The organism is Cupriavidus sp. GW823-FHT07B10 (assembly GCF_058794355.1).
Genome location: NZ_JBXAGS010000014.1, coordinates 20,367 through 39,217 on the forward strand (window position 1 = coordinate 20,367; position 18,851 = coordinate 39,217).

Sequence of the window (18,851 nt, forward strand, 5' to 3'; positions counted from 1 at the left end):
ACGGGAGACAGGCAGCGTGAAGGTAAGACAGTGGATGGTGATGGGTGCGGCGCTGGCCGCGGGCAATGCCGTGGCGGGCACGATGCAGTTGTTCGGGGTGGTCGATGCATCGATCGAATACGCCAGGGGCTCGGAAAGCGTGGTGCGCATGCGCGAAGGCCAGCAGGCCGCGTCGCGCTGGGGCATCCGCGGCATCGAGGACCTGGGCGGCGGGCTCAAGGTCAACTTCCTGGTCGAGTCGGGCTTCAATATCGACAACGGCACCGAGTTCTTCGGCAACAACCGGCTGTTCGGGCGGCAGGCCTATCTGGGCCTGTCGGGCAACTGGGGCGAGTTCCGGCTGGGGCGGCAGTACACGCCGTCGTTCTATGCGCTGCTGCGGCTGGATCCGTTCCTGCTCAATGGCGCGGTGTCGCCGTTCAACCTGCTGAGCGCGACCGCATCACAGGGCACCGGGCACGTGGCCTACGGCGCCCGCTTCGACAACGCGGTGCAGTATTTCTCGCCCAAGTGGGGCGGCTTTTCCTTCGGCGCAGCGGTGGCGCCGGGCGAGGTGCCGGGGTCGGCGCGCTCAGGGCTGAACTTCGGCATGAATGCGACCTACGAGGCCGGCAACGTCTACGCGTTCTACTCCTACCAGGGGATGTATTCGGGCGCCAACGTGCCGGTGGAACCGACGCTGACTTCCAACCATTTCGTCGGCGGCTCCTATCGCTTCAAGCCGGTGGAAATCGGCCTGCTGTACAGCGCCGCCAGCAGCGACCGGCCCGAGACCCGCTCGGCACGCCACTACGGCGTGACCTTCAGCTGGAACGTGACGCAGCGCGACACCTTCAAGGCCGCCGCACTCAAGCGCCAGATCCTGGGCGGCGGCCAGCGGCCGCTGGCGGTGACGCTGGGGTGGGACCATGACCTGAGCAAGCGCACCACCGCCTATGTGCGGGCGGTGCTGGTGCATAACAGCCCTGGCGGCAGCGTGAGCAACAACAGCATCGTGATCGATCCGGGTAGCGGGGATGATGCGAAGTCGGTGAGCGTGGGGTTGCGGCATCGGTTCTGAAACGGACTGCTGCCCGTTCATGCGGCGCTGAGGCCAAGCGGCTGAGGCTACGGAGACCCGGGGCGGGCTGCCACCTGTCCCGTGGCGCTCCCCGCAAAGTGGGGGAGGGCGCCAATCTCCAGAACGCATACCGGGCTGTCGCTCGTGTCGGGTCATTTTCCTTTGTGCTTACTCTTCGCGCTTCACAAGGCGAACGAAATCGCACGGAACGACCCTATAGATCATGGCGATACGAGATTGATATAGGACATCCCTTAATTTCTATTGGAATTCTCATTCAATCGAAAACAATGGCGATATCTGAATAATCCACCTTCCTTCCTCAACGCATAACGGCTACCGTACGCGACGAACGCATCTTCTTGACGGTCATGCAAATGACGCGAGAAGCAAAGCACCGGAACACTGGTGCTTCTGCGGCAAGAGAAAGTTCAACGCTACGGAGTGCTGCACTTGGATAACCGACCGCCGTTCCTTTCCTCCCGCACCGTCACCGTGTCTGGTCCGGCGTTGCCGGAACTCTTCGGACAGTCCCCCTTTACCTTCGTACGCCTGGATGGCAAGGAAGGCGTCTGCGGCCTGTTCGAATACGACATCGAACTGAAGACGCCGGACAAGGCCTACAACTTCCACGGCCCGGAAGGCAACTTCGACTTGCGCGAGATGAACGGGCGCGAGCTGACCGTTCGCATCGAACTGGATGGCATGGGCACCGGGATGGCAGGCGGCGTGGGTGCCGGCACGCGTGAGATCAGCGGCATAGTGGACCGCGCCCGCTACCTGCGCGCCGAAGGGCGGCACTTTGTCTACGGACTGACCCTGCGTCCCTGGCTGTGGATCGCCTCCCAGAACCGGAACAGCCGCGTCTTCGAGAACCGCACCGACATCGAGATCATCGAAGAGGTCCTGTCTGCATACTCCTTTCCGGTTGAGCGCAGGCTCGACGTGGCGAAATACCCCAGGCGGGTCTACCGCACCCAGTGCGACGAGAGCGACTACACCTTCATCGCCCGCCTCATGCAGCACTGGGGCATATCGTGGTTCTTCGAACATTCTGACGGCAAGCACCGCCTGGTTCTGGTCGATCACGTCGGTGGCTATTTCAGCATGCCGAGCGAGGCGTACCAGGTGCTGGAAATCCATCCGCCTGGCGTCAGGGTCGACCAGGAACACCTCGATGCGTTCTCGGTTGTCGATGCCGTGGTCGCAGGCAAGTACACGACCAATGCCTACAGCTTCACCCAGCCGCGCGGCAACCTGAGCGCCAGCAGTTCGGACCCGCGGGACACGGGCCTGAACACTGGCGCGCTGCACCAGGAGGTGTACGACTTCCCCAGCGAGCATGCCCAGCCGGCCACGGACAACCGCCCGTGGGACGAAGGCGACATGATCGCCCGCATCCGCATGGAGGAAATCCGTTCGCGTGGCCTGCGCTGCTTTGGCACCGGCAACCTGCGCGCGGTGGTGCCAGGCTGCACCATGAACGTGAAGGGACACCCCCAGCAGGCGGCCAACCGCGAGTACGTGGTGCTTGGCGCCAACCTCAGGCTGGAAGACGTGGCCGAGGCCTCCGGCGAGGGCCAGCGCTGGCATTGCCGCGTCGAGTTCGAGTGCCACCCCACCCATGAGGTCTTCCGTCCGGCGCTGAGCATCCCGTGGCCGGTGGTCGCTGGGCCGCAAAGCGCGACCGTGGTCGGGCCGGAAGACAGCCATGTCGTGTGGCCGGATCAGTATGGGCGCGTCCGCGTCCAGTTTCCGTGGGACCGCTTCAACAAGATGTCCTGCTGGGTGCGCGTGGCCACGCCGTGGGCGGGCTCACAGTACGGCCAGATCAGCATCCCGCGTATCGGCAGCGAAGTTCTGGTGATGTTCCTGGACGGCGGCGATCCGGACAAGCCCATTGTGATGGGGGCGGTGCCGAACAGCCTCAACATGCCGCCATGGCAGCTGCCGGACCAGCTCGCTCTCACCGGCATTCGCAGCCGCGAGCACGATGGTGGTCGTAGTAACCACCTGGTGCTGGACGACACCAAGGGACAAATCCAGGCGCAGCTCGCATCGGACCACCTGCAGTCGCAGATCAGCATGGGGTACATCACCGGCATTCCTGACGTGCAGGGACGCCGCGACAAGCGTGGTGAGGGGCTGGAGGCGCGCACCGATGGACATGCCGCGCTACGCGCGGCGTTGGGCATGCTGCTAACCACCTACCCGCGCGAACGGGCCGAGGGCAACGCCATGAACGTGGAGGATGTCATCCATGTGTTCATGGAAGCCCTGACCCTGGCGGATTCGCTCGCCCAGAGCGCGGTCAATGCCCAGGCCCAGACCGGGCAGCAGCAGGAGGTTGCCAAGACTTTGCGCAGCCAGGCCGATGCGGTCAAGGGCGGCGGCAAGCTGGGGGAATTCACCGAGCCGCACATCACCGTTGCCAGCCGGGCGGGCATCGCCACCACCGCGCCGGGATCCACGCACGTCTACAGCGGCGAACACATTGCGCTGACCAGCGGCCAGCACCTCTCATTCTCCTGCGGCGGTGGCATGTACGCCACGATCAGCGACCGTTTCTCGCTCTTCGTCCAGCGCGACGGGATCAAGCTGTATTCGGCCAAGGGCAAGGTGGAGGTGCAGGCCCAGTCGGATGACGTCGATGTGATCGCACAGAAGGTGCTGCGCCTGCTGTCCACAACTGACTGGGTGGAGATCAGCGGCAAGAAAGGCGTTCGGGTCAATGTCGAGGGCAACGAGTTGCGCATCACGCCGGAGGGCATCGAGAACATTTCGACGGGCAAGTGGATTGTGTTCTCGGCCAGCAAGTCGCTCACCGGGCCAAAGAATGCTCCCTATACGTTGCCCACCACCAAGATCTGCTCGCACCTGGCGGCGGGAGCGGCGGCATCCGGCGCCGGTGCCGTGCCTCTGCATTGAGGACGAACATGGCCGCACCCATCGGCAACCCATTGACCCAACTGCCCTGGCCGCAGGCCTGGGGCGACGGTTACCTGGTGCTCGATCCGCTAAATCACGATCCCATCCTCGCGGATCTGTCTGCCCTGACGCTACATCAGTGCTTGCCCGCCGGCATCGGCGACAACGCACACCTGATGCCCGCCGTGGTAGAGCTGGCCACCGTGTCGCCGGCAGACCGGCAGATGCTATTGAACGTGGCCCAGGATGAAGCCGCGCGTGGAGATCCGCCCCTCATCTGCGCGTGGCTGCAGAGCGCCGCCCCTGTCCAGGAAGTCAGCAGCCATCTGGCGTCCTGCCTCACCGGTACCGACCATGCCGGCGGACACGCGCTGTGGCGCTTCTACGACCCTCGCGTATTTGCGCACATGACGTGGCTGCTGCGTCCCGTCCAACTCCATGCGCTCCTTGGCCCGAGCGAGTCGTGGGGCTTCGCCTGGGCGGGCGATTGGTACCAGTTCGCCAGACCGACGCTGGCGGAGGCACCGCCGACGTTGCCGCGACCCTGGTGGCCAGACGCCAGGCAGTGGCCCACCGTCGAGCAAACCGCCGATATTGCGCAGGTCCTGACACGCATTGCCGGGCGCAACAAGCCGTCCCTGGCACAGGCCCGCACAGTGGACCGCGCCTTGCGGCACGCCAACGAAGTGCTGCATCTGACCCTGCCGGCGGATCGCCGTCACTACGCCACACACGTCGCGGCGTTTGGGCAGCCGTTCGAAGACCAACCGAAACTGCAGGCCGCATGGCCCGCCGTGGCCGCAGGCGAAATGACGCTGCGCCAGGCACTGGGATCGCTGTCCAGCGACGACTGGGAACTCATGAAAATCATGGCGCAGCACGCCAGGCAAATCTCATCGGAACGCCACCATGGTCATGTATAGCGTTGACAGCACGCTGGAATGTTCATCCAAACCGGTGAAGGCGTGCAATTTTTGCCATCATGCGCCCGGCTTGGCCGTGCTGCCGGTCCGGTACGCCGTCGTCGGACCCGAGGACAAGAACGGGGCGCCGCCGCTCTCAGGGAATTTCAGGATCGAGAACGCCCCTGCCCAGCTCGGCAGCGGGGTGCAGTACATCCTTCGCACGATGCGCCCCGGCTTCCTGTACGTCTTCCATGAAGCCATGCAAATGTGGGATGCCTATGTGGTCATGAAGGGCGGTCACCTGTGGAAGGTCATACCGGAGAATCCTGGCCCAGCCAAAGTCCCGGAGGCGTTCAGTTGCTGTGTTAGTTCGCACCACAGCCTTGAATCCCTGTATTTCACCATTCCCGATCCCGCGCACGCGACGCGTGTCTGGTACGCCTATTCGCATGTGGCCTGGACCAAGGCCCAACTGAACGACAACAAGCACAAAGTCGATGTGCGCAGGGCTCATATGCAATGCCTCGACGTGGCCGCCTGGATGGGCAACCAGAACCAGCCACACGCCGGCCGCGCGACGGAAATCAACAAGCGCGTGGCATCGTTCGCCATGACGCCAGAAGCGCAGCAACAAGCATTCCGGCATCTGAGCGCCACACCACCCGGAACCATTAACCTGGGCGAGATTGCTCCGATTGGCCCCATAAGCGGTTCGATGCTTGCGGATCGGATGGAGATCGTGTCCCCCGGCAAGGCGATGATGCTGGCGTTCAATGATCCGCTCGCAATCACTGAAGACCTGGGCATCCTGACCAATCCCAAGCTGCACGCTAAGGCAAACAACGGCGTCATCTGGGACAAGGCAACAGATCTGTTCCTGGATACGCTCGAAAAGAACATCCGGGCCAACGCCGAGGCGCAGCACACGAAAGAGGCGGAGGCCGCGGCGGCCGAGGCTGAGCGCATGAAGACCACGCCGGATGGATTTCCGGCTTACGAACTCATGTCGGTTCTGTTTAATGGAAAAGCGACGGCCGAGCGATGGAAGCGCGAAGATGCGGAGCGTGAAGCCACGCGACTTGCCCGCAAGAAAGCCGCCAGTGACGCCGCCTGGAAACCCTACGAAGACGAACTCACGCCAGGCAAGCGCCACCAGGACCTGAGTCCCAGACTGAAGGCCCTCAACGAGGACGTGCTGGCACCCATTGCGACCTCGCTCGCACAGTGGCTCATGAGTCCTCAGCTTGCTTCCTACATGCAATACCGGCATGACAAGATGGACCTGCCGCACGGCTATGTCTACAACGAATCCCTGACGCGCTGCCTGGAGAACGCGCTCGACACCGTGGAATGCCGTCGGGTCATCCAGCGTTGGTTCAACGAGGCGAATCCGGAGAACCACAGCAATCTGCTTGCGCGCGCCCTGTTGCTGGACCACAAGCCCATCATCGACACGGTGCCGGACCCGACCGACCAGGGCTATGCCGCCATCTTCGGCATCCTGAAGAGCGGTCTCGACAAGATGGACTCCATGGCAAAGGGCCTCACTCTTCCCGAAGCCCTAGCGAAGATGGGCCTGGTACCGCGCCTGACCTGGATACTGGCCGACCAGATCATCCCGACCCTTGCAAACAGCGTCAGCTCGGCATCGGCCAGGCTCGCCTTGTACGGGATGAGCCTGCTAGGCGGCGTGCGCCTGATCGCCCCCACGGCCAGCGTCATGCAAATCCGCGCGGTCGTGCTGAACGATCTCTCCACAGTGAATCCGGAGTTGTACAAGCAACTGGACCGCACCCGACGGCGCGAGGACGCCGTGGCACTTGGACGCGCGGCCAAGCGCATGGCTCAAACCGCCAGATTGGTGTGGTTCAAGGCAGAGGACCTGGAGCGCATTCCGGAACTGAGCGCCCTCAAGCTGCGTACCGCCAATGACGTGCCTGGGGTGCGGCAAGTCAAGGCGGTCCTGGGTTCACGCTTCGTGAATGTCGGGGCGGTCGCCTGCATCCTGCAGGGACTGGCACTCTATCACGCCACGCAATCGTTCCGCGCAGCGGGCGAGTTCGATGAACCCGAAAGAGGAATCAAGCTGGTCGGCGGCCTGGTGTCCATGGCCGGGACCCTTGCCGAGCAGACTGGCGTCGTGCTGGAGAAGGCGCCGACGCACATAATTGTCCGGCGCATCATGCGCTCGCCGCCGAAGGCGGAATGGCTGGAAATGGGCAAGAAGCTGGCTGTCAGAGGGCGTTGGATTGGTTTTGCCGGGGCTGCAGTTGGGGTGGGATGGGATGCGTACCATGCCTACGATGAAGGCATGAGGGGAAACCGGACAGTCTCAATACTATATTTTGGCTCTGCGATGTCCGGAGGCGCAGCAGCCGTCCTCCCGCTGGCGACTGAAGAATTCCTGGCCTTCCTCGTTGGCGTGCCTAGCTGGCCGTTCCTAGTCGTGTTGCTCGCGGTGAACATCGGCATCCTGATACTAGACGACCCGGCGACGCTCAAGTGGGCCAAGCGTTGCCGTTTCAGCAAGGGACCCGCCAGCGAACGCTACACCAGCCTGGAGACCGAGTCGTTCGAGTTCGTGCAACTGGGCCTCAAGGACGTCAAATAGGACTCTTCGATGAAATTCCCGACCAAGGATGAACGCACGCCTTTCTACTTCCGCCAACAGGGCAAACCGCTGGGCAAGTGGGAGCAAGAACACCGGCTCCATGTCGGCCAGCCTGCCAGCGAGCATGTGCTGGAGAGCGGCAATATCTACCGCATTGATTCGACCTGCCTGGAGATCACCGATGAGTCGCAGGCTCGGATGCAGAACGTTGGTCTGCTTTGGATTATCTGTTCAGCATTTGCGTCGTTTTCTCTCTTTTACGGATTATTGCTTGCAACTAGCCCATTCAGAGACTCTGAGGAAATGATGGCGAAGAACGGGTATTGGTTCGGTACGATCGTCGGCATATTACTTGGCTTTAGTTCTGCAGGCTTCTTCGGTCTGCTTGCCTTCGATCCGATGCGTCGCAACATGTTCACGCTGAAGCGCCGCCCCATCCGCCTGAACCGGAAGACCCGTCGTATCTATGCCATTCGCACCAAGGACCCGGGCGGCATCTGGGAAGTGCCATGGAACCATGACGAATTCTTCTGTGTGGGCCATCGGCGCATGGGCGGCTTGTCACGCGCCTATGACATGTACGACATCCGCCATTACCAGCTCGACGCGAGTGGCAACGTCGTCCGCGCATTCGTGCTCGGCCAGTTCGTCTTCACCCTGGAAGAAGCCTACGCGCAGTGGGAATACTACCGCCGCTACATGCAGGACGGGCCGGCTGGGCTGCCCGAGCCATATCGCTTCTGGGCGCCGCGGGAAACGTTCTGGGAAGGCTACAAGATCTGCAGAGGGGGTAAATTCTCCGGAGCGTTCTTCACCTTGACCGACGTCATCTTTGCACCGTTCGCACTGCTGGATGCGATCGCCCGCTGGCTCGTGCTCGTCACGTGCAGTGATCCCGTGTGGCCGCCGGAGATCGAGGCGGCGTGCAAGCCCATGCCCAATGACCCGTACGCGCGCCCGTACGCCGACGACTACATCGGCGTGCCGAGCGGCCCGGATGCCAGGCCTTCCCGCGAGGATCTGGCGCGAATGCTCGACCAGCAGCAGGAGCGACGCAAGGGTGGCGCGCTGACCCGCGCGGAAGCGGAAGCCCTGCTTCGAAGCACTACGGAACAGACCACATGACCGCCACTTCGCCGCTACCAGCGCCTCACGTTATCTTGATAGAGCAACCTTCCAAGGTACCGGGCAAGCGCGGAATGGAAGGCTTCTGGGGCATGCGCTACGGGAACAAGACGGTCCTGACTGCCTACCTGTCGCCGATCGACCTGCTGTTGGACTCAATGCGGGGCAGCGCCCCCAATCAAGCCTTCAAGTTTCCATCCCTTGACCGGCTGCCCGCAGCCCGCGTGAAGCAAACCTTCCCGACCGGCGTGGAGTTGGACATTGCCTGCGGCTTTCTCGCCCGCGACGGACAGCTCCTGCTCAGCCCAAGCGGCAAGTGGCGGCGCAACGTCTTGGTGCATGACGTGCGCGCGCCATTGCGGATGGGAATTCTTATGCCTGAATACACCACCGATGGCCGACGCGAGATCAGCCGTCTCTTTGAGGGCGCAGGTCTCTTTGCCTGGCAGGACACACTGCAGTCGCTAGCCAGGATCTGGAAGGGCGACCGCATGAAGCACGCAATAGACAGCGCGCTGGCAACCGCAAGTACGGTAGTGCATTCGGCTGGCCAGGTCGTGAACCAGATCGCCGTATTCGATCCGGAGGCGGAACAATGGCATTTTGTCCCTTGCCAGACGATGGACGATGTGCCGGAGAACAATCACCCACATGGATAAGCACAAATGGACAAGAGCATGATCAAGGTCGGCGACATGCATTCGCATGGCGGCCCTGTCAGATCCGGGTCGCCCGGGAGCCTGCTCGACGGCAAGCCCATTGCCCGACTCGGGGACCTCGTGGACTGCCCCCTGCACGGTGTCAACGAAATCGTAGAAGCCAGCTCAGACATGGATGTCGATGGGCAACCCGCGGCGCTACAAGGGGATCGCACGCGATGCGGAGCCACGCTGATTGGCGGCGACAGCGCCACGGTAGGCTGACGTTGATTCGGAGCGTCTCGGCCAGACGACACGTTGTTCAATTCAGCCTTTCCTTGAGGCCATGTAATTTGAGACCCTCACCTCACCATGCAGACCGGCGAAATATCAAGGAAGTCGCGCCGGCACGGTATCCCGTGCCGGCGCCATTCACTTGCCGCAGCCTTACTTCAACTGCTGCGCAAACTCATCCAGCTGCGTAATGCAGATGCCCCAGCCTTCATAGAACCCCAGCTCCTCATGCTGCTTGCGCGTGGCCTCGTCCGGATGCATCACGCGCGCAATGTAGCGGGTGCCGTCACCCTCGTCGGCCATGGTGATGACCGCGGTCATTGACAGCCACGGCTTGTTGGGCCGGTACCCGGCCACCAGGGCCGAGGTGGAGACGATCTTCTCCATCGGCACGATCTCGAGGAAGCATCCCGGGTTGTCGCTGACGCCGCCGTCCGGGCCTTTCATGAGGGTATGGAAGGCGCCGCCGGGGCGCATGTCGAAGGCCAGGACCTCGGTGGTCCAGGGTTTGGGGCACCACCATTCCTTGAGCAGCTTGGGATCGCTCCATGCACGCCAGACCTTGGCACGCGGGGCCTTGAGCAGGCGCGAGATGACCAGGTCCTGGCTTTCAGGGCTGGCGGCGTTTTCATTCGGCATCTGACTGTTCCTCCTGATGAAGGGCTTCGACAAGAGCGGCCAGGCGGTCGGTACGGGCCTCCCACATGGCGCGCTGGTCGGCCAGCCATTGCTGCGCGTCTGACAGCGGTTGCGGTACCAGTTCGCAAGTGCGCACGCGCCCCGTCTTGCGCGAGCGGATCAGGCCGCTGCGCTCCAGCACCTGCAGGTGCTTCATGAACGAGGGCAGTGCCATCGTGAACGGTGCCGCCAGCGCCGAGACCGTTTCCGGCCCGCGGCCGAGCACGCTGACGATGGCGCGGCGGGTCGGGTCCGCCAGCGCGTAGAACACGTCGGAAAGCGGGGAAATATCGACAGCCTGGGACACGTCAGCAAACTCGGCACAATGGTTAGCCATGAGGCTAAGTATAGGGAGGCAAGCGGAAACTGCAAGCGCGAAATGCAAGACGCCCCGGCATCAGCCGGGGCGTCTTGTGATCGGGGAAGCGGGGCGCAGGCTATTGCTGCCGCACGTACGCCGCCAGCGCCTTGACCTCATCCGCCTTCAAGCCGGCAAACGGCGGCATCGGCACCGATCCCCATTTGCCGCTGCTGCCGCCGCGGATGCTGGCTTCCAGCTTGGCCTGTGCCTGCGCATCGCCCTTATAGCGGGTGGCGACTTCGTGATAAGCCGGGCCGACCACCTTCTGCGTCACGCTGTGGCAGCTCAGGCAGGCGTTCCTGGCCAGCAGGCCCTGCACGTCCACCGCGGCGGCGGCAGGCGCCGAGGCGGCCGCGGGTGTGGCCGGCGCGGGCTTGCCCGCCTTCTGCGCGATCGCCACGATCTCCGGGTCCTTGATCCTGGCGGAGCCGTAGGCCACCGCGAGGTAGGCGCCGAGCTGCTCGACCTCGCCATCGTCGATCGGCGCACCATAGGCCTGCTGCATTTTCTTCATCTCGGCGGTCCACTGCGTCAGGCTCAGGCCGGGCGGCTGGTAGGAGACGTAGTCGGCCGAATGGCAGATCGCGCATTTCTGCATGGCGATGCCGTAGCCGGGCAGCTTGGCGGGTTTGAGCTTGACGTTCTCCGCCGGCAGCTTGATGTCCTGGGGGGCCGCGGACGCGCTGCCCGCGCCCAGCAGGGCGAGCGCGAGCAGCACTGGGGTGATGGATCGATGCATGGTGCGCTCCTCAGGCGATGGTGACCGGCGTGGATTCAATGACGTTGCGGCGATAGCCGGCCGGGTTCCAGTTGGCCTTGGCGGGCTGCACCTCGCCCTGGACGCTGGTGGCGCGCACCATCAGCACCGCCGGGCCCTTGCGCGCGAACTTCACCGGCAGTTGCCAGGCGCGGAACGAGAAGCGCCCCAGGTCCTGGCCCAGCGTCGCGGCCTGCCAGCTCTGCCCGCCGTCCACCGAGACCTCGACGCCGCGGATGCCGGAGCCGCCATCGAAGGCAATGCCTTTCAGCTCCACCGTGCGCCCGGCGGGCAGCACGCCGCCGGCGCCCACGCTGGTGATGAAGCTGCGTACCGCCAGCGTCGAGATCGGTCGCGTCTTGCTGGCGGGGGTGCCCGGCGCCACGCATTGGCAGTCGTTATCCGGTACGCGATAGCCCTTGGTCATGAAGAACGCATCATGGCCTTCGAGCGGGTGGTCCAGCACCTCGATCTCGGACAGGTGTTTGATCCAGTAGGTGCCGAAGTAGCCCGGCACCACCAGCTTGACGGGGTAGCCGTTGAGCAGCGGCAGGTCTTCGCCGTTCATGCCCCAGGCCAGCATCGGCTCGCCGTTCATGGCATGGGCGATATCGAGCGACTTGCGGAAGTCCGGCGTGCTCGGCAACACCGGCGTATCCATCCCGTTGAACGTGACCACCTTGGCGCCGGCCTTGACGCCCGCGTGCTCCAGCACCTTGCGCAGCGGCACGCCGGTCCAGCGCGCATTGCCCATTGCGCCGTTGGCAAGTTGGGCACCGAACACGCGCGGCTCGGAGAAGCCGCGGCTGTTGCCTGAACACTGGTTCACGGCGACGATGTCCACCGGATCGGCCAGCCGCTTCAGTTCATCGAGCGACAGCTTCAGCGGCTTGTTGACGTGGCCGCCGACCGTCAGGCGGAAGGTGGCAAGGTCTACAGACAGCGGAATGTTGGCCAGGTGGTAGCGCACGAAGAAGGCGTCGTTGGCGGTGATCGGCCCCTCGTTGAACGCAGAGAAGGGCGTCTCAAGGTGTGGCGGCCGGGTGCTGACGCGCACCAGCGGGCGCTTGCCCGGATAGCGCACCAGCGGGCGGGGGCCGTCGGCCAGCGTGACGCCGTCGCTGATGCGCGCGGCCAGTGCGCCGAGCGGGGTGGCGCCGAGGGCGAGCAGGCCCGCGCCCTGGACGATGCGGCGCCGGGCCGGCAGCGGCTGGGCGGGGTCGGCAGATTCCGCCGGACTGTTCTTGTCTCGCATGGGGCGTCTCCTTCAGGGGCTTGTTGTGTCTCGCAAGGCGCTATGGCGGGTACTTTGAGGCCGCGGCATCAACTTGTGAAACGTGTTTTGCTGCTAGCACTTATCGATTGAATCGATATAGGGGAAGACCACGGGCGTTCCGCCGAGAAACCGCTTGCATCGCGAATTCCATTTCCCTACACTTACCAAAACGTTTTTGTTTGCGGAAATCGATAATATCTGAGGCGAATTGCGCACAGACGCAGCAAGTGGCTTGCGAGCCACCGGCACAAACGCTCACACACCAAACGAGGAGCAAAGCATGTCCCACCCCGCCCCCGCGCCGGTGGATGAACGGCTGCCATGGCGGCGCCTGTTTGTCTTCGGGCTTCAACACGTACTGGTCATGGCCGCGTCGCCGATCGCGTCCGTCTTCCTGATGAGCAAGGCGCTGAACTTCCCGCCCGCGCTGGCGGTGCAGCTGCTGAGCGCCACCTTTGTGATCTGCGGCCTCGGCACGCTGTTGCAGTCGCTGGGCAAGCGCGGCATCGGTGCCCGGCTGCCGTTCGTGATGCTGCCCGGCGGCGCCCCGATCGTGCTGTTTATCCTGATCGCGCAGCAGACCGACGTGCAGACTGCTGCCGGCGCGGTGATCCTGACCGGCGTGTTCTACTTCTGCGTGCTGCCGGTGTTCCGGCGCTGTCTGCGCTATTTCCCGCCGGTGGTGGTGGGGACGATGCTGCTGCTGGTGGCGATCAACCTGGCGCAGGTATCCGGCAAGCTGGTTGCCGGCCACCCGGCCGCGGGCAGCACGGTGGACCCGCTCAACCTGCTGCTGGCGTTCGCCACCATTGCCTGCACCGTGGCGGCATCGCGCCTGCTGTCGGGCATGCTGGCGCAGCTGGCGATCCTGCTGGGGCTGCTGGGCGGTGCGCTGGTGGCCGGGCTGGCCGGCGCGTTCCAGCCTGGCCATGTGTCGATGTCGCCCGTGTTCGCGTTGCCCACGCCGTTCCCGTTCGGGTGGCCGCATTTCGATGTGGTGGCGGCAATCCCGCTGATGGTGTTCGCCGTGATCTCGATGGTGGAGGCCACCGGCCAGACGCTGGCGATCAGCGATGCCGTGGGCCGGCCGGTTGACCAGCAGCGCGACGTGCCGCGCACCATCCGCGCCGATGCGCTGACTTCGCTGCTGGGCGGGATGTTCGGCACCTCGCTGATCATCACCAGCGGCGAGAACATCGGCATCGTGCGTGCCACCGGCGTGCGCTCGCGCTTCGTCACGGCGATGTCGGGCGCGATCCTGGTGGTGTTCGGGCTGCTGGTGCCGGTGTCGTCGCTGATCAGCGCGATTCCCGAGGCCGTGGTCGGCGGTACCGGGCTGGTGGTGTTCTGCATCGTCGGCACCATGGGCATCGACATGCTGCGCAAGGTGGACCTGCGCGACCACGCCAATATGTACGTGGTGGCCGTGGCGCTGGCCGTGGGCCTGCTGCCGATCCTGGTGCCCGGCATCTATGGCGGCCTGCCGGCCAATGTGCGCATCCTGGTGGGCAATGGCGTGGCCATGGGGGCCATTACCGCGGCGCTGCTCAACTTCCTGTTTTTCCATACGGGCCTGCGAGCCGCGGCAGCGGGCGCGGTTGCCCGCGACGATGCCGCCGCCACGCATTGACCCGGCTTCCTGAATTGCAATGACTGATCGTTCTGACTCGACGCCGGCCTGGCCCGGCGATACCAACCCGGCCCTGGTGCCGGACAGCTTCAGGCAGCCGCGCATCCTGCTGCCGGAATGGACCTTGCTGCGCCAGGGCACGGTACGCGGCCACGCGGTGGTGGTGGAGGGCGGCCGCTTCACGGCAGTGGGCACGGCCGCGGAAGTCGCCGCACGCTTCCCCGAGCTGGAAACCCTGCCGCTGCCGCGCATGCTGCTGATGCCCGGCATGATCGACACGCACCACCACCTGACGCAGTCGTTCGGCAAGTCGCTGGTGTTCGGCGAACCATCGGAGATCTTCCGGCGCGTGTGGGTGCCGCTGGAAGGCAGCCTGAAGGCGGAGCACCTGTACCTGTCGTCCAAGCTGGCGGCGCTGGAAGCGCTGCGCGGCGGCTTCACCACCGTGGTCGATGCCGGCACGCGCAGCGACGCCGGGCTGGATGCGGTCGCGCGCGCGGTCGCCGATGCCGGCGTGCGCTGCGTGCTGGGCCTGATCTGCAACGACAAGCCCGGTGCCGAAACGCTCGACGCCGCGCCGATCCTGCGCCGCGCCGCCGCCCACCTGGACAAGTACGCCAGCGATCCGCTGGTGGCCCCGTCGCTGGCGATCTCGATTCCCGAGGTGGCCTCCGACGCGATGCTGCACCACGTCTACCAGTTGTGCGCCGAGTCCGGCCGCATCTTCCAGACCCATGCCAACGAGCACCTGGTGGCGGTGGAGCGCTCGCTCAACGCCTGCGGGCGCCGTCCGATCGAACATCTCGCCGCAGTCGGCGCACTGGGTCCGGCGGCACTGCTGGCGCATGCCACGCTGGTGACGCCGCATGAGATCCGCTTGCTGGCCGACACCGGCAGCGCGGTGGCTTACAACCCCGTGGCCAGCGCCTGGAAGGGCAACGCCGTGGCACCGGCCGAGACCATGGCTACCTTCGGCGTGCGCCTGGGCCTGGGCACCGATGGCACCCGCAGCGACGGCTTCCGCCTGCTGGACTATGCCGAGGCCGCCCAGCGCTTCGCCTTCGGCATCGGCGTGGGCGATTCCTCCTGCGGCGCGGGCTGGCGCTGGGTCGACATGGCCACGCACGACGCGGCCGATGTGGCGGGTCTCGGTGCGCTCACCGGCGAGATCGCCGCGGGCAAGCGCGCCGACTTCCTGCTGGTCGACCTGGACGTGCCTGAGCTGACGCCGTCCTGGGACCTGACCTGGGAACTGGTGCGCCTGGCCAACCGCGACCAGATCCGCGCGGTCTTTGTCGATGGCAGCCTGCGCCTGTGGCAGGGCTGGCCCACGGACTGGGACGCACGCGCGCTGATGCGGGCGATCCACGCCATGGCCGAGGACACCGTCGCCAACGCCCCGATCCGCAAGCTGCATGAAGCCGCGGACGTGCACCGAGTCCGCCATGCCGGCACGGAGGCATCCTGACCATGGACATGACGTTGTTCAGCGTCGGCGTGGCGGTCTTTACCGGCGCGCTGGTCCAGGGTGCGACCGGCATGGGCTTCGCGCTGATCGTGGTGCCGGTGCTGGCGCTGGCCGCGCCGGCAATGCTGCCCGGCGCGCTGCTGCTGGCGATGCTGCCGCTCAACGCCTATGTGGCCTGGCGCGAACGCCATGCCATCGATATGCGCGGGGCCGGCTGGATCAGCGCCGGGCGGCTGGCCGGCACCTTCGGCGGGCTGTGGGTGCTGGTGGCGATGCCGATGGCATGGCTCAACGCGCTGGTCGGCGGCAGCACCATTGCCGCAGCGGTGGTGTCATTGCTGGCGCCGGCCTTTACGCCGGGGCGGCTGACCTTTGCCTCGACCGGCCTGATCACCGGCGTGACCGAGACCGCAACCGGTGTCGGCGGCCCGCCGCTGGCGCTGGCCTACCAGCATGCGCCGGTCGCAACGCTGCGCGCCACCGTGGCGCTGTGCTTCCTGGTCGGTGAAGCGATCTCGCTGGTGGTGCTGGCGCTGAGCGACCGGCTCGGCATGGAGCAGGTGCTCTATGCCATCGGGCTGCTGCCGGTGCTGATGGTCGGCATGGTGGCCAGCCACCTGGTGCACAAGCGCATCAACCAGCGCATGCTGCGCATCGGCGTGCTGGTGTTTGCGCTGGTTTCCGGTGCGGTGGTGCTGCTGCGCGGTTAGTGTCCTAGACGCCTGGCGTGGACGATGCCCGCACCACCAGTTCGGGCGCGGGCCCGGTGATCACGTCGCGGCTGCGGTCGCCGGACAGATGTGCGAACAGCAGCTCCACGGCCAGCGATGCCACGCGCTCCAGGTGCAGGTTGACCGCGGTGATCGGCGGCTGCGCGCTGCGGGCGCGGATGCCGTCATAGCGCGTCACCACCAGCACATCGTCGGGCACGTGCTTGCCCAGCGCTTGCAGGTGGGCCATGGCGCCCACCGCAAACGCATCCACCGGCGCGCACAGCGCATCGAGCGCCGGCATCTGCGCCAGCAATTGCGCGCAGGCGTCGGCGCCAGCGGCTTCGCCGTGTTCCTCGGCTGCCTTGACGATATGGCAGGGCAGGCCCATTGCCTGCGTGAACTCGCGGTAAGCGCGTTCGGTTTCCACATACGACTGGCGCGGCGCCGCGCCGATCATCAGGCCGATATGCCGGCGCCCGTGCCCGTGCAAGTGCGCCAGCAGCAGCCGGGCGGTGTCGGCCGATTGCAGGTCGACGCAAGGCACCGGCGTGTCGGTCAGCGGCTCGCGTCCGATCGACACGATGCTGACGCCGCGCTCGCGCAGCCGCGCGATATGCGGGTCGCCCGCAATCGGCTCGATCACGATCGCGCCGTCGATATCCAATGTATCGAGCAGGCCCCCCGCGCCTTCCAGCGGTGGCACCAGCACCACGCCCAGGCCGCGCCCCATTGCCGCCTCGGCGGCAATCGCCGCCACTTCCATCATGAAGCCGAGCCGCGATGTGCCGCCCGCCACCGCGAATGGCATCGACGACAACAGCGCGATGCAGTTGGCGCGGCCCGACTGCAGCCGCTGCGCGCGCACGCTGGGACGGTAGCCCAGCTCGGCGGCAACGCGCTTGACGCGCGCACGCGTGGCCGGGTCCAGCACGCCACGGTCGTTCAGCGCGTGCGACACCGTGGTCAGCGACACGCCGGCGGCGCGGGCGACGTCATGGATGGTGATGCGGCGAGGGCGGTCTGGCGTGGATTCGGTCATGCGGGACACGGGCGATGGTTCAGGGCGGAGCATACAACAGCGCGCGGCAAGGGGCAGGCTCAGCGGCGCGCGTTGGCACCGCCAGCTTCGGACGACAGCGCTTTCCAGTGTTCGCGCGTGAACCGATAGAGCACCTCCAGCGCCGGCGACAGCGAGCGCGCCGCCATGCGTGCAATGCCATAGCGGCCGCAGCGGCGCGGATCGGGCGGCATCGGCACTTCGGCCATCAGCCCCGCGGCGCGCTCCTGCCGCGTGATCGAGAGTACGCCGAACAACAGCGTATCGCTGGCCAGCGTCACGCTGCGCAGCATGTCGAGGTTGTCGCAATGCAGGGTGAAGAGCTTGTCGGGCGCGGCGCCCGGCCCCCATAGCTCCGCCAGTTGCCGGCTGATGACGGTGCTGAGCGTGGTGGTTGCCACCGGGTAGGCGCGGATGGTCTCGATATCGATGCGGCGCTTGCGCAGGATCGGATGCCCGGCGCGGCATACAAGACCTGCGGGCAATTCACCCAGTGGCTCCACGTCGATGTCGTCGGCCGCACGCAGCACATAGGCATCGCCGACGATGGCGTCGATGGTCTCGTTGCGCAGGGCCTCCAGCAGGGCGCTGGTGGCGCCGCTCTCGGTGCGCACCTTGATGCGCGCGTGGGCCTGCGCCATGTGGATCAGGAACGGCGTCAGCAGCAGCGCCGCCGGCGCGGGCGCCACCCCGATCGTCAGCGAGCCTTCCTCGGCGCCGCGCAGCAGGTCCAAGTCGCGCCGCAACTGGCGTTCTTCCAGCCGCATGCGGCGCGCGCGTTCGGCCACCAGCTCGCCGAACACCGTCAGGCGCGCGCGCCGCGCGCCGCGGTCAAAGAGCGGCGCCTTGAGTTCGTCTTCCAGCGCGCGGATGCTGCGGCTCAGCGCCGGCTGGGTCAGGTGCACGGCACGGGCCGCTTCGGAGAACGTGCCGTGCTCGACCACGGCGAGCAGATGCAGAAGTTTCTGTGTGTCCATGCGGAAAACCATGCGCGTTGGTTATGGGAGCGGTTCAACATTTGCATTTGAATCATACCCCCGCGCTCCCTATGATGACCGGAACACAAGAGCGGGCCGGTGACAGCACACACGGCGTCCGCCATCCACCGTCCATCGGAAATCGGAGAGACATCATGCTCAAGCTGTTTATCGGCCTAGGCCTGCCGTTTATCGGCGTCATCGGAATGCTGCCCTGGGTGGCGGCTGTCGAGCGCTTCGTGCTCGGCGTGCCCTTCATCTACGCCTGGATCTTTGCCTGGTTCGTGCTGACCTCCGGCTGCATGCTGGCGTGCTGGCTGCTGTTCGACCGCCACGCCGCCGACGCGGCGCATGAAGCCTGAAGGGAGACCAC

General features: G+C 65.5%; 17 protein-coding genes. 11 read left to right on the forward strand and 6 right to left on the reverse strand.

Annotation, left to right across the window (positions count from 1 at the left end):
• The first annotated feature begins 34 nt into the window (after positions 1–34).
• From AC1Q6V_RS24675 to AC1Q6V_RS24705, 7 genes are all read left to right on the forward strand, one after another.
• Positions 35–1,060, forward strand: a complete 1,026-nt coding sequence (locus AC1Q6V_RS24675) for a porin (protein WP_454749374.1) — start codon at positions 35–37, stop codon at positions 1,058–1,060.
• A 453-nt stretch (positions 1,061–1,513) separates the two neighbouring features.
• Positions 1,514–3,988 carry a type VI secretion system Vgr family protein gene (locus tag AC1Q6V_RS24680; RefSeq protein WP_492316411.1) on the forward strand — a complete coding sequence of 825 codons (2,475 nt, stop codon included), beginning with the start codon at positions 1,514–1,516 and terminating at the stop codon, positions 3,986–3,988.
• Positions 3,989–3,996: 8 nt separating this feature from the next.
• Entirely contained in the window at positions 3,997–4,911 is a 915-nt protein-coding gene (locus AC1Q6V_RS24685) for a DUF4123 domain-containing protein (protein ID WP_454750028.1), read from the forward strand.
• On the forward strand, positions 4,898–7,504 hold the full coding sequence (locus tag AC1Q6V_RS24690) for a T6SS effector BTH_I2691 family protein (protein WP_492316410.1): 2,607 nt from the start codon (positions 4,898–4,900) through the stop codon (positions 7,502–7,504). Before AC1Q6V_RS24685 ends, AC1Q6V_RS24690 begins: the two co-directional genes overlap by 14 nt.
• A gap of 9 nt (positions 7,505–7,513) precedes the next feature.
• Positions 7,514–8,629 carry a DUF6708 domain-containing protein gene (locus AC1Q6V_RS24695; protein ID WP_010813384.1) on the forward strand — a complete coding sequence of 372 codons (1,116 nt, stop codon included), beginning with the start codon at positions 7,514–7,516 and terminating at the stop codon, positions 8,627–8,629.
• Positions 8,626–9,288: a hypothetical protein gene (locus AC1Q6V_RS24700; RefSeq protein WP_454749195.1), complete on the forward strand. Its 663-nt coding sequence runs from the start codon at positions 8,626–8,628 to the stop codon at positions 9,286–9,288. Before AC1Q6V_RS24695 ends, AC1Q6V_RS24700 begins: the two co-directional genes overlap by 4 nt.
• Positions 9,289–9,294: 6 nt before the next feature.
• Complete coding sequence (locus tag AC1Q6V_RS24705) at positions 9,295–9,552, forward strand: PAAR domain-containing protein (protein WP_454749194.1); 258 nt, start codon at positions 9,295–9,297, stop codon at positions 9,550–9,552.
• A 162-nt stretch (positions 9,553–9,714) separates the two neighbouring features.
• Here AC1Q6V_RS24705 and AC1Q6V_RS24710 read toward each other — a convergent pair whose 3' ends face one another.
• The 4 genes from AC1Q6V_RS24710 to sorA form a co-directional block, all read right to left on the reverse strand.
• On the reverse strand, positions 9,715–10,200 hold the full coding sequence (locus tag AC1Q6V_RS24710; protein ID WP_010813386.1) for an SRPBCC family protein: 486 nt from the start codon (positions 10,198–10,200) through the stop codon (positions 9,715–9,717).
• Entirely contained in the window at positions 10,190–10,576 is a 387-nt protein-coding gene (locus AC1Q6V_RS24715) for an ArsR/SmtB family transcription factor (protein ID WP_051398556.1), read from the reverse strand. Before AC1Q6V_RS24715 ends, AC1Q6V_RS24710 begins: the two co-directional genes overlap by 11 nt.
• 100 nt (positions 10,577–10,676) lie before the next feature.
• Positions 10,677–11,339, reverse strand: coding sequence for a SorB family sulfite dehydrogenase c-type cytochrome subunit (sorB, locus tag AC1Q6V_RS24720; protein WP_010813388.1), 663 nt, complete (start codon positions 11,337–11,339; stop codon positions 10,677–10,679).
• Between the two features lie 10 nt (positions 11,340–11,349).
• Positions 11,350–12,612 carry a SorA family sulfite dehydrogenase catalytic subunit gene (gene sorA / locus AC1Q6V_RS24725; RefSeq protein ID WP_454749193.1) on the reverse strand — a complete coding sequence of 421 codons (1,263 nt, stop codon included), beginning with the start codon at positions 12,610–12,612 and terminating at the stop codon, positions 11,350–11,352.
• A 301-nt stretch (positions 12,613–12,913) separates the two neighbouring features.
• On the opposite strand from sorA, the gene AC1Q6V_RS24730 reads away from it, so the two are divergent.
• The 3 genes from AC1Q6V_RS24730 to AC1Q6V_RS24740 are packed head-to-tail and all read left to right on the forward strand — an operon-like array spanning position 12,914 to position 16,441.
• On the forward strand, positions 12,914–14,263 hold the full coding sequence (locus AC1Q6V_RS24730; RefSeq protein WP_010813390.1) for a uracil-xanthine permease family protein: 1,350 nt from the start codon (positions 12,914–12,916) through the stop codon (positions 14,261–14,263).
• Between the two features lie 19 nt (positions 14,264–14,282).
• On the forward strand, positions 14,283–15,731 hold the full coding sequence (locus AC1Q6V_RS24735) for an amidohydrolase family protein (RefSeq protein ID WP_454749192.1): 1,449 nt from the start codon (positions 14,283–14,285) through the stop codon (positions 15,729–15,731).
• Positions 15,732–15,733: 2 nt separating this feature from the next.
• A complete protein-coding gene (locus AC1Q6V_RS24740; protein WP_010813392.1) occupies positions 15,734–16,441 on the forward strand; it encodes a sulfite exporter TauE/SafE family protein in 708 nt (235 codons plus the stop codon).
• A 4-nt stretch (positions 16,442–16,445) separates the two neighbouring features.
• Here the strand turns inward: AC1Q6V_RS24740 and AC1Q6V_RS24745 are convergent, their stop codons facing one another.
• Positions 16,446–17,483, reverse strand: a complete 1,038-nt coding sequence (locus tag AC1Q6V_RS24745) for a LacI family DNA-binding transcriptional regulator (protein ID WP_041688032.1) — start codon at positions 17,481–17,483, stop codon at positions 16,446–16,448.
• 59 nt (positions 17,484–17,542) lie between these two features.
• Positions 17,543–18,478 (reverse strand): LysR family transcriptional regulator, encoded by a 936-nt coding sequence (locus tag AC1Q6V_RS24750; protein WP_011616851.1) that lies wholly within the window; start codon positions 18,476–18,478, stop codon positions 17,543–17,545.
• Positions 18,479–18,633: 155 nt separating this feature from the next.
• Here AC1Q6V_RS24750 and AC1Q6V_RS24755 point away from each other — a divergent pair, with 155 nt between their 5' ends.
• The gene (locus tag AC1Q6V_RS24755) at positions 18,634–18,840 is read left to right on the forward strand and encodes a DUF3311 domain-containing protein (RefSeq protein ID WP_010813395.1); all 207 of its coding nucleotides are present in this window, start codon (positions 18,634–18,636) and stop codon (positions 18,838–18,840) included.
• Positions 18,841–18,851: the final 11 nt, after the last annotated feature.